Source organism: Aequorivita nionensis (assembly GCF_046352995.1).
Taxonomy (GTDB): Bacteria; Bacteroidota; Bacteroidia; order Flavobacteriales; family Flavobacteriaceae; genus Aequorivita; species Aequorivita nionensis.
In genome coordinates this window covers 1,023,710-1,037,926 of sequence record NZ_CP130281.1, presented here as the reverse complement: position 1 = coordinate 1,037,926, position 14,217 = coordinate 1,023,710, and the positions used below count along the sequence as shown (strand labels likewise).

Here is a 14,217-nt window from a genome sequence, read left to right as displayed (position 1 = left end):
CGAGTGTTTAATTTTTAAATATATATATTATGACAATTCCAACTATTGTAGGAGCAGGTTTAGCAGTAATCGGTGCCGGTATCGGTATCGGTATGATTGGTGGGAAAGCTATGGAAGCTATCGCACGTCAGCCTGAGGCTTACGGAAAAATTCAAACAGCAATGCTTATTGCAGCGGCGCTTATTGAAGGTATTGGTTTCGCGGCGATTTTCGCAGGGTAATCAAAAAAACTAACAAATGGCTGTGACGGTTGGTTACAGCTGTTTGTTACAATTAAAATTGAGCATAAGTTTAAATTAAATAAATATCCGCCTTGGCGGCCATTGATATGGAAAAATTAATTAACGACTTTTCATTCGGACTTTTCTTCTGGCAAATAATCATTTTTGTGTTGTTGCTTTTATTGCTTCGCAAATTTGCTTGGAAGCCAATTTTGGGTGCAGTTAACGATCGTGAAGAAGGAATAAAAAACGCATTGGATTCTGCCGAAAAGGCAAAACTTGAAATGCAAAATCTTCAAGCAGATAACGAAAAATTATTGCAAGAAGCACGTGCGGAACGTGAGGTGATGATGAAGGAAGCTCGCGAGATTAAAGCAAAAATGATTTCAGACGCTAAAGAGGAAGCTAAAACAGAAGCAGACAAAATGGTTGCCCAAGCACAAGCTGCAATTGAAAGCGAAAAGAAATCAGCAATCGCTGAGTTGAAGCAACAAGTAGCAAGCCTTTCTCTGGAAATTGCTGAAAAAGTAGTAAAACACGAACTTTCCGATAAAGACAAGCAATTAAAACTTGTTGACGAAATGTTGGGCGACGCCAAATTAAACTAATATTCAATGAGCAGAGCAGCGATTAGATACGCGAAAGCAATTTTGCAGAAAGCAAACGAGAACAACACAGAAGCTGTTGTTTTTGGCGATATGCAATCTGTTTACAACACTATTGAAGGTAGCCGCGAATTGCAAACAGTGCTTCAAAGTCCTGTAATAAAAGCCAACGATAAAAAGGAAGCTTTATTGAAAATTTTCAACGGACAATCAGAAATCACACATTCGCTTATCAATATTTTAGTTGACAATAAACGTACTTCATTATTAGGAAATGTGGCTAAAAGCTATGTTGATCTTTACAATGACGAACAAGGCGTAAAAGTAGCAACCGTAATTACAGCCGTTCCTCTTTCTTCAGAATTGGAAAGCAAAGTGATGGCCAAAATAAAAGAATTAACCGGAAGCGAAAAAGTAACGCTTAAAAACGAAGTTGACCCAGCAATTATTGGAGGATTTATCCTTCGCGTTGGCGATATTCAATATAACGCGAGCATCGCGAACCAATTTGGAAATTTAAAAAGAGAATTCAGTAAATCAATATAATTTTTGTGTCACCCTTAGCACAGTCGAAGGGTAAAATCATAAATACAAATAAAATGGCAGAAGTAAAACCAGCTGAAGTATCAGCAATATTAAAGCAACAACTTACAGGCTTTGAAGCAACTGCTTCCCTGGACGAAGTAGGAACTGTTTTAACCGTGGGTGACGGGATTGTTCGTGCATACGGACTTTCAAACGCACAATACGGTGAATTGGTAGCCTTTGAAAGCGGTCTTGAAGGTATTGTATTGAACCTTGAGGAAGACAACGTAGGTATCGTACTTTTAGGTCCTTCAAAAGAAATTAAGGAAGGTTCAACCGTAAAACGTACACAACGTATTGCTTCACTTAAAGTAGGTGAAGGTATTGTTGGTCGTGTGGTAAACACATTGGGTCAGCCTATCGATGGTAAAGGTCCAATTACCGGTGAAACTTATGAAATGCCATTGGAGCGTAAAGCTCCGGGTGTAATTTACCGTCAGCCGGTAACTGAGCCACTTCAAACTGGTATTAAGTCTATTGATGCAATGATTCCTGTGGGCCGTGGCCAGCGTGAGCTTGTTATTGGTGACCGTCAAACAGGTAAATCTACCGTTTGTATCGATACCATTTTGAACCAAAAAGAATTTTACGATGCAGGTCAGCCTGTATATTGTATATATGTAGCGATTGGGCAAAAAGCTTCAACCGTTGCGAACATTGCACAAGTTTTGGAAGAAAAAGGTGCCTTGGCCTATACAACCATTGTTGCGGCAAACGCATCAGATCCTGCGCCAATGCAGGTATATGCTCCTTTCGCAGGTGCTGCAATTGGTGAGTACTTCCGTGATACTGGTCGTCCAGCATTGATTGTTTATGATGATTTATCTAAACAAGCGGTAGCATACCGTGAGGTTTCACTTTTGCTTCGTCGTCCACCGGGACGTGAGGCATACCCTGGAGACGTTTTCTTCCTTCACTCAAGATTGTTGGAGCGTGCCGCCAAGGTAATTGCCGATGATGATATTGCAAAGGAAATGAACGACCTTCCAGAATCATTAAAAGGTTTAGTAAAAGGTGGTGGTTCATTAACAGCACTTCCTATTATTGAAACACAGGCGGGTGACGTTTCGGCATATATCCCAACAAACGTAATTTCGATTACCGACGGTCAGATTTTCTTGGATGGAGATTTGTTCAACGCGGGTGTTCGTCCAGCTATTAACGTAGGTATTTCGGTATCTCGTGTGGGTGGTAACGCGCAGATTAAATCGATGAAAAAGGTAGCAGGTACCTTGAAACTGGATCAAGCGGCTTTCCGTGAATTGGAAGCGTTCGCAAAATTCGGTTCAGATTTGGATGCTGCAACCTTGAACGTAATTGAAAAAGGAAAGCGTAACGTAGAAATATTAAAGCAATCTGAAAACGATCCGTACACGGTAGAAGATCAAATTGCGGTAATTTATGCAGGTTCCAAAAACTTGATGCGTAGCGTTCCTGTTGAAAAAGTAAAAGAATTTGAAAGAGATTACCTAGAAATGTTAAACGTAAAGCACAGAGACACGCTTAACGATCTTAAAGCTGGTAAACTTACTGATGAAGCAATTGATGTAATGACAACGGTTGCTGCTGATCTTTCAGCGAAATATAAAAAGTAGTTAGATTTCTGTATTGAGTATTGAGAAAATATATCTCGATACTCAATACTAAATACTCAATTCTATAAAAGAATGGCGAATCTTAAGGAAATTAGAAACAGAATATCATCCGTTGGTTCAACGATGCAGATTACCAGTGCCATGAAAATGGTTTCTGCTGCAAAGTTGAAAAAGGCGCAGGATGCCATTACCGCGATGCGTCCCTATTCTGAAAAACTTACTGAACTTTTGCAAAACCTAAGCGCTACGCTTGATGCCGATACCGGGAGCAAGTATTCAGAACAGCGCGAAGTGAACAAAGTCTTGGTGGTTGCCATTACCAGTAACCGTGGTTTGGCGGGAGCTTTTAATACAAACGTCATAAAAGAATCACGCAATTTAGCGGCAAATACGTATGCTGGCAAACAAGTGGATTTTATGACCCTTGGTAAAAAAGGAAATGATATTCTGAAAAAAACCGGAAATGTTATAGAAAACAACAACGGTATTTTTGACGATCTTTCTTTTGATACTACTGCAGAAATTGCTGAAAAACTGATGCTTCTTTTTTCCGAAGGAAAATATGACAAGATCATTTTGGTGTACAACAATTTCAAAAATGCTGCTACACAGGTAGTAATGACTGAGCAGTTCTTGCCTATTTTGCCTCCAAAACCAATTGAAGGTCAAGAAGCAAAAACTACCGAAACCTTTTACATATTTGAACCTTCAAAAGAAGAAATTGTTGAGGCGTTAATTCCTAAGAGTTTAAAAACACAGTTGTTCAAAGGTCTTCGCGATAGTGTTGCCAGCGAGCACGGCGCACGTATGACGGCGATGCACAAGGCAACTGACAATGCAACCGAGCTTCGCGATGCATTGAAACTTCAATACAACAAAGCGCGTCAAGCTGCCATTACTAACGAAATCCTTGAGATTGTTGGTGGTGCAGAGGCATTGGCCGGATAGTATTTATAAATTTTATTTTGAAAAGCCTTTCGTTTTGCGAGAGGCTTTTTTTATGGTTAATTATTTTAATTATCTTCATTAAAAATTTAATTATGAAGAAGCTATTAATAATTCTATTCACATTTCTTTTTTGTTTAACTGCGTTCGCCCAAAACCAGAAAGGAGAAATGATTCTTTCAATAGCAGTTTCACCATATCCAACAACCACTAACAACGAAGATGATTTTGGAGCTTTAGGCTTGGCCAATTTTGAGTTTTTTGTTTCAAACAAAGTTTCTCTTTCAGGAAGTTTTTTCACTTCAAACAATACCTTAATAAAGAATAATAGTGATGTTACAATCCATTCTTACGGTTTTGTTCCCTCAATCCATTATTACTTTCTGAATAAAGAAAAATGGAACGTTTTTGCGCAAGCGGGCTACGGTTTTGGTTTTGAAGACCAAACACAGGGATATATTGAAAATAGTGCGCTTAGGGTGTATAATATTGGTCCTGGAGCACATTATAAAATTGGTGAGAAGTTGTATTTAAAACTATTTCTTCCATATTTCAACGCACGAAATATTACACTAAATGTTGAGGCTGCTGATGGGATTGCCGTATTTTTAGGTTTCGGTTTTAAATTGTAATTTTAATATATGATGAAAAATTTAAAAACTATTGTAGCACTTTTAACTGTGCCTTTGCTTTTACTAAGCTTTTCCAATTGTGGTGGGGCACAGGAAGTGAATGATAATAAAACATTTGTACAAAATCCTCCGTTTAAGATTGCCGAAGCATATTACCAAAACTGGGTGGCTGGTATAAAAGATGGTGGTTCTGGAACCAATATCCATATTACTTTCAGCGAAATAAATTCAGATGTTGTAATTCAAAATATCTACTTCAGAAACCATATTCTTGAAGCAAAAGGCAACATAAACGAACCAAAACAATTTGTGGGCTATCTTAAAAATGAAACCCAGCGCGATATTGTCATGGATGCAGACCCAATGAAAGAAGCACAAAATACACTTTCAAAAGCGTTTCCTTTTCAGTTGGAGGAAAACCAAGCGGTTATAGAATATTGGTTCGGTGGAAAGAAAAATTATTTTAAAATTGAAAACCTTTCAAAAAAAGAGATGATTCCTTATCCGCAGACAAACCCGAATCAACACGAATAGTTATGCAAACTATCAATCTTAACGATAAGTTTTCAACGTTCAAGAAGCATTGGCACCCGCACCAAATAGCGGTTGTGGACAATATGCAAGTGCTTTTGGCAAAAATAAAAGATGAGTTTGTTTGGCATAAACACGAAGATGAAGATGAGTTGTTTTTTGTGCAAAAAGGAACTTTGGAAATGCACTTTCGCGATAAGATTGAAATCATTTCCGAAGGTGAAATAATCGTGGTTCCAAAAGGCGTGGAGCATTGCCCCAAAACCCAAAATGGCGAAGAGGTGCACGTACTTCTTTTTGAAAAGCTTTCCACAAAACACACTGGAAATGTAACTTCGGAAAAGACCGTTTCCGAATATCCTAAAATTTAAATAATGAAAATTCTTCACCTCGATAGCAACCATTCTTTATTGTTGAAAATGCTTGAGGAAGCAGGGTTTTCGAATGAAGAAAACTATAAATCCTCAAAATCTGAAATTGAGGAAATCATTTCAAATTACGATGGAATTGTAATCCGAAGTCGTTTCAATATTGACAAAGAATTTCTCGATGCTGCAAAAAACCTGAAATTTATAGCCCGAGTTGGCGCCGGTTTGGAAAGCATCGACACCGATTATGCAGATAAACTTGGCATTAAACTAATCGCTGCGCCTGAAGGCAATAGAAACGCCGTAGGTGAACATGCGCTTGGGATGCTTCTTTCGCTATTCAACAACCTGAATAAAGCGGACAGAGAGGTTAAAAATGGCCTTTGGAACCGCGAAGCAAACCGTGGAATAGAACTGGATGGAAAAACCGTTGGAATCGTCGGTTACGGGAATATGGGCAAAGCGTTTGCAAAAAAACTAAAAGGTTTTGATTGTGAAGTATTTTGTTTCGATATAAAAGAAAATGTGGGTGATGAAAATGCAAAACAGGTTTCTCTGAAAGAACTTCAACAGAAAACAGATGTTTTGAGCCTCCACACCCCTTGGACGCCATTGACTGACAAAATGGTCAATTCAGAATTCATCAATTCATTTACAAAACCATTTTGGCTGATCAATACCGCTCGCGGAAAAAGCCTTGTTACCGCAGATTTAGTTTCAGCTTTAAAATCCGGAAAAATTTTGGGAGCTGGGTTGGATGTTTTGGAATTTGAAAAACTATCTTTTGAAACCCTTTTCGATTCTGATAATCTTCCAAATTCATTGAAAGAATTGTTCGCGATGGACAATGTAATTTTAAGTCCGCATATTGCTGGATGGACCGTTGAAAGCAAAGAAAAGCTTGCAAAAGTGATTGCTGAAAAGATTATTCAAAACTTCAAAAATTAATAACATGGAAAAAAGAGTAACTGGCATTGGCGGGATATTTTTTAAAACAAATGACCCAAGTAAAACGAGAGAGTGGTATAAAAACCATTTGGGTTTTGACACAAATGATTATGGTTGCTCGTTCAATTGGAAAGATGAAAACGGTAAAGAATGCACGACCCAATGGAGCCCTTTTAAAGCCGATACTAAATATTTTTCGCCGAGCGAAAAGGAGTTTATGATAAATTACAGAGTTGAAAACCTAGAGGAATTATTGAAGGTTTTAAAAAAGGAAGGTGTAACAATTGTTGGTGAAATGGAGACTTATGATTACGGTAAGTTTGGCTGGATACTCGATCCCGACGGAAACAAAATTGAACTTTGGGAACCCGCGGACGAAACAATTCTATAATTTTTTATACATTTATTAAATCCTAAAAACCAACTAATTAAGACTATGGAAGAGCAAAACTCAGGCTTTGACAGCACCAAAAAACGGATGGACGAAGCCACCGAAAATTTTGAACAACAGGCAAAAAATACTGCCAATGAATTTAGAGAGAGCTGGAATGAGGTAATCAATAATCAAGAAAACAAAAAAATTCTTGCTGGAGTTTTAGCATTGGTGGTAGGATATTTAGGAATTCATAAATTTATTTTAGGCTATAATAAGGAAGGTGTTTTGCAAATTATTTTAACGTGCATGTGCGGAATAGGTGCAATTATAGCTTTAATTGAAGGAATTATTTACTTAACCAAAAGCGATGAAGAATTCTACCAAACCTATCAAGTAGGTAAAAAAGGATGGTTTTAAATACAAAAGCTTTATATAAACTTAAAAGAAAAGAAATATGAGCAAATATGGCGCAATACCAAATCTAATTTATAGCGATGCCAACGCAGCGGTTTCATTTTTAAAAGATGCTTTTGGGTTTAAAGAACACGGTATTTATAAAGATGATAATGGGAAAATTTTTCACGCACAATTATCATTGGGTAAGGCCTTGGTAATGATAAACCCATTTAATCCCGAAACCGCTTTTGGAAAAATGATGAACCTTCCCAAAAACCTTGATGGCTACAACACCCAAACGCCTTACTTTATAATAGATAATGTTGACGAACATTACAAAATTGCAAAAGCTAATGGAGCTAAAATTGTGATGGACATTAAAGATGAAGATTACGGCGGCAGAGGTTACAGTTGCAAGGATCCCGAAGGAAATATTTGGAGTTTTGGAAGTTATAATCCCTACGAATCAAAATAAAAACTATGATTTTTGACACCGCATTTCTTGCTGGATTCGCTCTTTTATTTCTTCGGATAATAATTGCGATTGTCTTTTTCTCTAGTGGAAAAAGTCACGTTCAAAAGTCAAAAGAACGCGGCGAAAGTATAGGAATGTCGCCAACGGCAACCACAGTTTTGGGGTTGGTAGAAATAGTTGGCGCAATTTCCATTGCTTTTGGAATTTTCACCCAAATAGGTGCGTTGCTAATTATGGGAGCAATGCTTGGAGCTATGTATAAAAAAATCTTTATTTGGAAAACGGGTTTTTATGAAGATAAAGGCTATGGTTGGCATTATGACCTTCTTTTATTTCTCGGCACTTTCGTGATTTTTACTACCCACGGTGGAAGTTTGATTCTTTTTTAATCCTTCTTAAGCACTGCTACAATTTGCGGCACATCTTTCTTTTCAAAGAAATAAATGGTTTTTACCAAATATTTCAGCAGCCAACTTTTTTGGGTTATCAGTTTTTCTGCAAGTTTGGCAATGATTGTATCGCGGCTATTCAACGCATCTTTTTTATTTGGTGAAATATGATATTGGTTCGCAAAAAGCCAAGCGCCATCTCGTGCAACGTTTATACTAAAACTGACCAATTTATCCTCGCGGCCTTTTCCAAATCTATCAAGCAAACCAAATAATGGCGAAACCGAAATAATTTTGGCTTCCACATTTGCAATCATCGATGCTAATATTTCATTTATTTTATTGAAATCGTTTTCAAAATCCAGCAACTCGCCATCATCGCCAACGGTTTCCGCAACAGCAATTCCCAAATCCAGATTTATATGCGCATTGATGCCCAAAAGCAAATGCTGCATAATGAGCAATTTTCCTGTTTTTGCGGCTTCAAAAGCATTTTTCCAACTTTTTGTAAAAGGGTGATTATTTCCCAAACATTCGTAAGCTTCTATATATCTGTTCGCAAAAATCACGTCCAGTTTTTCCATTCGTGGATTGTTTTCGAATTCATTGTTTAGAATTCCCTCTTTTATGCGAACGGTTACTTTTCTGTAAAGAATAGGAAAATACGCCATGCAGGAATTGTTGGTGCACTCCTTTTCAATAATGTAGTCAAGTGCTGAAATAACTTCGTCAATAGTTTTTGCAGGCATATTTAAAATGTTAGCAATTACGAAGTTATGCTTTTTTAAAAACTATTTTTTGAAAAGAGGGAAAAGAAAAGAAATTTATTTATCGCCGTTTTGTGAATCGGAATATTTTTTCTCCAACTCTGCCTGAAATTCTTCCATAACAGGTTTTACGGTACTTTCGGGCAAATCTGCAATACGGATGTACATCAATCCATCCACCGCATTATTGAAAAGAGGATCAACGTTGAAGGCCACAACTTTTGCGTTCTGTTTGATGTATTTTTTGATAAGCACAGGCAAACGAAGACTTCCCGGCTCTACTTCATCAATTATTTTATCGAATTTATTGAGATCTGCCTCGCTTTCATCAAAGATAAAATCTTTGTCGGCGTCTTTAAGCTTTACCTTGTATTCCTTCTTAGGATTGATGTATTGCGCCACATACGGATCGTAATAATTCGATTTCATAAACTCAATCATCAAACTTTTGGAGAATTCCGAAAATTTATTGCTGATGCTCACCCCACCAATTAAATAACGGTGTTCGGGGTAACGAAGCGTGGTGTGCACAATTCCTTTCCAAAGTAAAAATAAAGGCATTGGGCGTTGTTGGTATTCTTTAATGATAAAAGCACGTCCCATTTCAATGGATTTACTCATCATTTCAAACAATTCTGGCTCAAAACGAAAGAGATCTTGCAAGTAGAAACCATCAATTCCAAATCGCGGAAAAATTTCTGAACCGAGCCCCATTCTGTAGGCACCTGCCATTTTTCGGGCATCATTGTCCCAAAGGAACATGTGGTGATAATAGCTGTCAAATTTATCAAGATCAGTACTATTATTGGTGCCTTCACCCACTTCGCGGAATGTAATTTCGCGTAAACGACCAATTTCCTGGAGAATATAGGGAACTGAACTAGCTTGTGCCAAAAACACTTCATAATTTTTGCTTACAAGCAGCCGTTTATCATTTTCGCGAAGTTTCTCAATCTCTTCCTCCATAGCTTTCAGCGGAATGGGTCCAGCAATTTTCTTTGGTGGTTTTGGAAACTTCAGTGTTTTAGGGATGTTATCCAGCAATTTTTTCTTCTGAAATGCATTGGAAAGCATATAGGTTTTCTTCCGAAGAAATTCTGTAAACACGGGCAAAGACTCGTGTTCTTTTTGATCTTCCACAGAAATGGCGTTGCCTATCCGCACTTTTATCAAACGCTCTTTTTGGGTAAGCAATTCCGAAGGCAATTTAGCGGTTCGCAAGGTGTCGCTCATCTTTGCTAAACGATAAAATAGTTTGCTATTTTTTGCGTGAAAATATATTGGAACTACAGGAACTTCAGCTTTTTTCACCAGTTTCATCGCAGCTTCTTCCCAAGGTTTGTCAACCAACAATTTGTCATCTCGATATGTTGAGACTTCGCCTGCGGGAAAAATTCCCAAAGGGTGTCCTTCCTGTAAATGTTTCAGCGAAGATTTAAAGCCGGAAATGCTAGACTTTACGTCTTTTCTATCCTCAAAGGGATTTACCGGCATTACATATGGTTTCAGGGGTTCAATCCTGTGCAAAAGGAAATTTGCGACAATCTTGAAATCCGGACGGTGCTCCAACAATAATTTTAGAAGAAGTATGCCGTCAATTCCGCCCAACGGATGGTTTGAAATGGTTATAAAAGCACCTGTTTTTGGGATTCTGCGAAGGTCTTCTTCTGGAATTTCAAATTTTATTTCAAACTCCTCAAGCAATGCATTTATGAATTCCAAATCATGTAAATGCTTGTGTTTGTCGTAAATTTTGTTGAGGGTAGTAATGTTTAAAACTTTCATTAAAGACCAGCCCATAAAAGTGCCCAGAAAGCCGAATTTATCGACGTTTATTGCTTTTGCAACTTCCTTTGCGTTGACTAATCCCATGAAATATTTAGATTGTTTGTATCCAACAAATATAGCGAAACCGATTGATACTATTCCTTAATTACCAACTGTACCGTCTCCTTGCTTTCCTGCTTTAAAAGTACGTTTTTATTTTCCGCAAGTGCCTTTACTTCAGTGGGGTTAAAATGGCGGATTGTGTAGAGCGTTACGTTCTCATTCCACTTTACGCTAAATTTTTCGCGAAGCTTAGCCAACAATGCGTCCAAATTGTTGAATTTATCGTTCACACAGACCGAAAAACTGATTGCTGAGTTTTGAATCATTTCAACCTTCATTTTGTGCTTGTGAAGCCATTTGAAAACGTCGCCAATATTGTCTTCCATCATAAATGAAAAGTCTAGGGACGAAAGTGAAATTAATACTAAATCCTTCTTAAGAATAAAACACGAAGTTTGCGGATCCAGCGTTACACCTTTACCAACACAGGTTCCGGGCTCCTTTGGGTTCAAAAAAGATCTTACATAAAGCGGAATTTCCTTTCGTTGCAACGGCTGAAGTGTTTTCGGATGAATTACCGAAGCACCGTAAAATGCAAGCTCAATTGCCTCGCGATAGCTTATGTGGTTCAGAAGCATAGTTTGTGTAAAATAGCGCGGATCAGCATTCAGCACGCCTGGAACATCTTTCCAAATAGTAACATTTTCGGCATTCAAGCAATAGGCAAAAATTGCTGCGGTATAATCACTTCCTTCACGGCCAAGGGTGGTTGTAAAATTATTTGTATGTTCCGAACCTAAAAATCCTTGGGTTAAAGTAATTCCCTTTTTGTTTACTTTTTCTGAAACACGCTCTTGGGTTTTTTCCCAATCAACATTGGCATCACGGTAGTTGGCATCGGTTTTAATACATTGGCGAACATCCAACCAAGTATTGTTGATTCCAATTTCAGTAAAATATGTCGAAACTATTTTAGAAGAAATTAGTTCTCCAAAAGACACTACTTGGTCATAAACAAAAGCATGGTTATTAGATTTATTGGTTTCCAGAAAACGCTTTAGCTCTTTAAAAATCTTATCCAACTCAACAAAAGCAGGATGCGACGTAGAAGAAAATAGGCCGGTGAGAATTCCGTAATGAAAATCGTAAACAGTTCGCAAAGCTATTTTTAAATCATCTGATTCTGAGAAGTAATTTTTTATTACCTCTTCCAATGCGTTGGTGGTTTTTCCCATTGCCGAAACTACAACAACCAAATCTTTTTCACCGGTTTGGTTTATTACAGAAACGACATTTTTTACACTCTCAGCATCTTTTGTGGATGCACCACCAAATTTGAAGATTTTCATCTGTATAAAATAATTGATAAAGCGGAAGATGGAATGCCCAAATTATTCATCTTCAGCGGGTTTACAATTTGTTAATGGGCATTTCATATTCTTTTTAAGAATTTATATAATTTTTCAGGCTTTTTTCATCCATATGCACAACGCGCCAGTCTTTCACAATATTTGCACCACTGCGTTCGTAAAACTTGATTGCTCCTTTGTTCCAATCCAATACATCCCAAGCAACGCGTTTTAGGCCACGTTCATAAGCAAACTTCATAACTTGTTTGTACAGCGCCTCACCAATTCCCTTACTTCGATGTGCCTCCTTCACGATAAGGTCTTCTAAATGTAATGTTCTGCCTTTCCAAGTAGAAAAACGGAAATATACCAATGCCGCACCAACAATTTCATCGTCCAGTACTGCAACAAAACAAGTAAATAGGGGGTTTTCCCCAAAGCCTTCCCTTTCCAAATCTGTTACGGTAACTTCTACTGCATTGGGTTCATTTTCAAAAATGGCAAGTTCTTTTATAAGTTCCAAAACCTGCGGCATGTCGTTTTTTATAGCTTCCCGGACTATCATTTTTTCAGTAATTAATTAGCCTTGCAAATATCGGTTCAATTTCTTAAAAATCCCGATATTTGCGTCAAATTCAGGATATCTTCAACCCAATGGCAAAAATAAATCAATCTCTCGGCGAGTTTATAATTGAAAATCAAGGTGAATTCAAGTACTCTTCGGGCGAACTTTCACGGCTCATAAATTCAATCCGTTTGGCTGCAAAAGTGGTAAATCACAAAGTAAACAAGGCTGGATTGGTGGATATTTTAGGCGCAGCGGGCGATATGAACGTGCAGGGTGAAGACCAACAAAAACTAGATGTTTTTGCAAATGAAGTTTTTATTAATACACTTACAAATCGTGAAATTGTCTGCGGAATTGCCAGTGAGGAAGAAGATAATTTCATCACCATAAAAGGGCGTAACGAAAAAAACGATAATAAATATGTTGTTTTGATGGATCCTTTGGATGGTTCTTCAAATATTGACGTAAATGTTTCCGTGGGCACTATTTTTTCAATTTACAGAAGGGTTACACCTTCTGGAACTCCTGTTACAATTGAAGATTTTCTTCAACCGGGAATAAATCAAGTTGCTGCGGGTTATATTGTTTACGGAACTTCAACAATGATTGTATATACAACGGGTCATGGCGTAAACGGTTTTACGCTGAATCCAGCTATTGGCACATACTATCTTTCACATCCAAACATGAAATTTCCTGAAAGCGGAAATATTTATTCCGTCAATGAAGGAAATTACGTCCATTTTCCGCAGGGCGTAAAGGATTATATAAAATACTGTCAAAAAGAAGAAGAGGACCGCCCATACACTTCGCGTTATATAGGCTCTTTGGTTTCAGATTTTCACCGAAATATGATAAAAGGTGGAATTTATATTTACCCAAATACATCAAAAGATCCAAACGGAAAACTAAGACTATTGTACGAATGTAACCCAATGGCTATGATTGCCGAACAAGCGGGAGGAAAAGCAAGTAATGGTTTTCAAAGAATTTTAGAAATTCAGCCAACTACCTTGCACCAACGTGTTCCCTTTTTCAGCGGAACTACTAAAATGGTAGAAAAGGCGGAAGAATTTATGAGAAACAGCAAATAAAAAACCCGAAGCTTTCGCAACGGGTTTCTTGTTCCTTCAAAAAAGAGAATTACTCTTTTCTGTTAAGCAAATAACGGTAATCTTCAAGGCTTAAGCCGCCACTGTATATTGCGATTGATCTTTTTATTAAATCTTGTGCAATTTCGGCAGTATAACCAAGGCCGATCGCATATTTTTCAATTAAAAAACGTTCGTGATCATCAATTTCGTGATCGGCAAAAATCATTTCAAAAAGATCGTGAATTCGTTCTAAACGTCTTTCGGAATCATTTGGTGGATTGATTGGATATTTCCCAGGATTCTTTAAAACATCAGCATATTCGCTCTCTTCAATATCCAATTTTCTTGCGAAACGTTTCAACAATTTTTCCTCTTCAGCATTAATGGCTCCATTAACGGAAGCAATATTTGCAATTGAAGCAAAGTGCCCTAAATTTCGGGAATGTTCCCCACTTTCAAAAAGATCTGTAAATGACATAATTTGGTTTTTATCCTGCAAATATAAAACTTGTAAATGACAATTGCGAGCAAAGCGAAGCAATC

General features: G+C 37.6%; 19 protein-coding genes. 14 read left to right on the top strand and 5 right to left on the bottom strand.

Going from position 1 to position 14,217, the window contains the following annotated elements:
• The first annotated feature begins 29 nt into the window (after positions 1-29).
• From atpE to Q2U82_RS04600, 13 genes are all read left to right on the top strand, one after another.
• Positions 30-221: an ATP synthase F0 subunit C gene (gene atpE, locus Q2U82_RS04660; RefSeq protein WP_034260124.1), complete on the top strand. Its 192-nt coding sequence runs from the start codon at positions 30-32 to the stop codon at positions 219-221.
• A 107-nt stretch (positions 222-328) separates the two neighbouring features.
• The gene (locus tag Q2U82_RS04655) at positions 329-829 is read left to right on the top strand and encodes a F0F1 ATP synthase subunit B (protein WP_410006545.1); all 501 of its coding nucleotides are present in this window, start codon (positions 329-331) and stop codon (positions 827-829) included.
• A 6-nt stretch (positions 830-835) separates the two neighbouring features.
• Positions 836-1,372 carry an ATP synthase F1 subunit delta gene (gene atpH, locus Q2U82_RS04650; RefSeq protein WP_410006544.1) on the top strand — a complete coding sequence of 179 codons (537 nt, stop codon included), beginning with the start codon at positions 836-838 and terminating at the stop codon, positions 1,370-1,372.
• A gap of 53 nt (positions 1,373-1,425) precedes the next feature.
• Entirely contained in the window at positions 1,426-3,006 is a 1,581-nt protein-coding gene (gene atpA, locus Q2U82_RS04645; RefSeq protein ID WP_068762136.1) for a F0F1 ATP synthase subunit alpha, read from the top strand.
• Between the two features lie 72 nt (positions 3,007-3,078).
• A complete protein-coding gene (atpG, locus tag Q2U82_RS04640; RefSeq protein ID WP_068762137.1) occupies positions 3,079-3,954 on the top strand; it encodes an ATP synthase F1 subunit gamma in 876 nt (291 codons plus the stop codon).
• A 92-nt stretch (positions 3,955-4,046) separates the two neighbouring features.
• The gene (locus tag Q2U82_RS04635) at positions 4,047-4,583 is read left to right on the top strand and encodes a hypothetical protein (protein ID WP_410006543.1); all 537 of its coding nucleotides are present in this window, start codon (positions 4,047-4,049) and stop codon (positions 4,581-4,583) included.
• Between the two features lie 9 nt (positions 4,584-4,592).
• Positions 4,593-5,117 carry a hypothetical protein gene (locus Q2U82_RS04630; RefSeq protein WP_410006542.1) on the top strand — a complete coding sequence of 175 codons (525 nt, stop codon included), beginning with the start codon at positions 4,593-4,595 and terminating at the stop codon, positions 5,115-5,117.
• A 2-nt stretch (positions 5,118-5,119) separates the two neighbouring features.
• Positions 5,120-5,485 carry a cupin domain-containing protein gene (locus Q2U82_RS04625; RefSeq protein WP_410006541.1) on the top strand — a complete coding sequence of 122 codons (366 nt, stop codon included), beginning with the start codon at positions 5,120-5,122 and terminating at the stop codon, positions 5,483-5,485.
• A 3-nt stretch (positions 5,486-5,488) separates the two neighbouring features.
• The gene (locus Q2U82_RS04620; protein WP_410006540.1) at positions 5,489-6,430 is read left to right on the top strand and encodes a 2-hydroxyacid dehydrogenase; all 942 of its coding nucleotides are present in this window, start codon (positions 5,489-5,491) and stop codon (positions 6,428-6,430) included.
• Positions 6,431-6,434: 4 nt separating this feature from the next.
• Positions 6,435-6,821, top strand: coding sequence for a VOC family protein (locus Q2U82_RS04615; protein WP_410006539.1), 387 nt, complete (start codon positions 6,435-6,437; stop codon positions 6,819-6,821).
• Positions 6,822-6,866: 45 nt separating this feature from the next.
• Positions 6,867-7,223, top strand: a complete 357-nt coding sequence (locus Q2U82_RS04610) for a TM2 domain-containing protein (RefSeq protein ID WP_410006538.1) — start codon at positions 6,867-6,869, stop codon at positions 7,221-7,223.
• A 37-nt stretch (positions 7,224-7,260) separates the two neighbouring features.
• Positions 7,261-7,677, top strand: a complete 417-nt coding sequence (locus Q2U82_RS04605; RefSeq protein ID WP_410006537.1) for a VOC family protein — start codon at positions 7,261-7,263, stop codon at positions 7,675-7,677.
• A gap of 5 nt (positions 7,678-7,682) precedes the next feature.
• Positions 7,683-8,066 (top strand): DoxX family protein, encoded by a 384-nt coding sequence (locus tag Q2U82_RS04600; RefSeq protein WP_410006536.1) that lies wholly within the window; start codon positions 7,683-7,685, stop codon positions 8,064-8,066.
• Here Q2U82_RS04600 and Q2U82_RS04595 read toward each other — a convergent pair.
• From Q2U82_RS04595 to Q2U82_RS04580, 4 genes are all read right to left on the bottom strand, one after another.
• Entirely contained in the window at positions 8,063-8,815 is a 753-nt protein-coding gene (locus tag Q2U82_RS04595; RefSeq protein WP_410006535.1) for a DUF5995 family protein, read from the bottom strand. The genes Q2U82_RS04600 and Q2U82_RS04595 overlap by 4 nt on opposite strands.
• 75 nt (positions 8,816-8,890) lie before the next feature.
• Positions 8,891-10,705, bottom strand: a complete 1,815-nt coding sequence (locus Q2U82_RS04590) for a GNAT family N-acyltransferase (protein ID WP_410006534.1) — start codon at positions 10,703-10,705, stop codon at positions 8,891-8,893.
• A 50-nt stretch (positions 10,706-10,755) separates the two neighbouring features.
• Positions 10,756-12,012 carry an aspartate kinase gene (locus Q2U82_RS04585; protein ID WP_410006533.1) on the bottom strand — a complete coding sequence of 419 codons (1,257 nt, stop codon included), beginning with the start codon at positions 12,010-12,012 and terminating at the stop codon, positions 10,756-10,758.
• Between the two features lie 94 nt (positions 12,013-12,106).
• Positions 12,107-12,577: an N-acetyltransferase family protein gene (locus tag Q2U82_RS04580; RefSeq protein WP_410006532.1), complete on the bottom strand. Its 471-nt coding sequence runs from the start codon at positions 12,575-12,577 to the stop codon at positions 12,107-12,109.
• Between the two features lie 89 nt (positions 12,578-12,666).
• On the opposite strand from Q2U82_RS04580, the gene fbp reads away from it, so the two are divergent.
• A complete protein-coding gene (gene fbp / locus Q2U82_RS04575; protein ID WP_410007129.1) occupies positions 12,667-13,674 on the top strand; it encodes a class 1 fructose-bisphosphatase in 1,008 nt (335 codons plus the stop codon).
• Between the two features lie 49 nt (positions 13,675-13,723).
• Here the strand turns inward: fbp and Q2U82_RS04570 are convergent, their stop codons facing one another.
• Positions 13,724-14,152: a TerB family tellurite resistance protein gene (locus Q2U82_RS04570; protein WP_410006531.1), complete on the bottom strand. Its 429-nt coding sequence runs from the start codon at positions 14,150-14,152 to the stop codon at positions 13,724-13,726.
• Between the last annotated feature and the right edge of the window lie 65 nt (positions 14,153-14,217).

Coding starts and splice junctions, on each gene's coding strand:
- atpE (WP_034260124.1), top strand. CDS start 30: ATGACAATTCCAACTATTGTAGGAGCAGGTTTAGCAGTAATCGGTGCC.
- Q2U82_RS04655 (WP_410006545.1), top strand. CDS start 329: ATGGAAAAATTAATTAACGACTTTTCATTCGGACTTTTCTTCTGGCAA.
- atpH (WP_410006544.1), top strand. CDS start 836: ATGAGCAGAGCAGCGATTAGATACGCGAAAGCAATTTTGCAGAAAGCA.
- atpA (WP_068762136.1), top strand. CDS start 1,426: ATGGCAGAAGTAAAACCAGCTGAAGTATCAGCAATATTAAAGCAACAA.
- atpG (WP_068762137.1), top strand. CDS start 3,079: ATGGCGAATCTTAAGGAAATTAGAAACAGAATATCATCCGTTGGTTCA.
- Q2U82_RS04635 (WP_410006543.1), top strand. CDS start 4,047: ATGAAGAAGCTATTAATAATTCTATTCACATTTCTTTTTTGTTTAACT.
- Q2U82_RS04630 (WP_410006542.1), top strand. CDS start 4,593: ATGATGAAAAATTTAAAAACTATTGTAGCACTTTTAACTGTGCCTTTG.
- Q2U82_RS04625 (WP_410006541.1), top strand. CDS start 5,120: ATGCAAACTATCAATCTTAACGATAAGTTTTCAACGTTCAAGAAGCAT.
- Q2U82_RS04620 (WP_410006540.1), top strand. CDS start 5,489: ATGAAAATTCTTCACCTCGATAGCAACCATTCTTTATTGTTGAAAATG.
- Q2U82_RS04615 (WP_410006539.1), top strand. CDS start 6,435: ATGGAAAAAAGAGTAACTGGCATTGGCGGGATATTTTTTAAAACAAAT.
- Q2U82_RS04610 (WP_410006538.1), top strand. CDS start 6,867: ATGGAAGAGCAAAACTCAGGCTTTGACAGCACCAAAAAACGGATGGAC.
- Q2U82_RS04605 (WP_410006537.1), top strand. CDS start 7,261: ATGAGCAAATATGGCGCAATACCAAATCTAATTTATAGCGATGCCAAC.
- Q2U82_RS04600 (WP_410006536.1), top strand. CDS start 7,683: ATGATTTTTGACACCGCATTTCTTGCTGGATTCGCTCTTTTATTTCTT.
- Q2U82_RS04595 (WP_410006535.1), bottom strand. CDS start 8,815: ATGCCTGCAAAAACTATTGACGAAGTTATTTCAGCACTTGACTACATT.
- Q2U82_RS04590 (WP_410006534.1), bottom strand. CDS start 10,705: ATGGGATTAGTCAACGCAAAGGAAGTTGCAAAAGCAATAAACGTCGAT.
- Q2U82_RS04585 (WP_410006533.1), bottom strand. CDS start 12,012: ATGAAAATCTTCAAATTTGGTGGTGCATCCACAAAAGATGCTGAGAGT.
- Q2U82_RS04580 (WP_410006532.1), bottom strand. CDS start 12,577: ATGATAGTCCGGGAAGCTATAAAAAACGACATGCCGCAGGTTTTGGAA.
- fbp (WP_410007129.1), top strand. CDS start 12,667: ATGGCAAAAATAAATCAATCTCTCGGCGAGTTTATAATTGAAAATCAA.
- Q2U82_RS04570 (WP_410006531.1), bottom strand. CDS start 14,152: ATGTCATTTACAGATCTTTTTGAAAGTGGGGAACATTCCCGAAATTTA.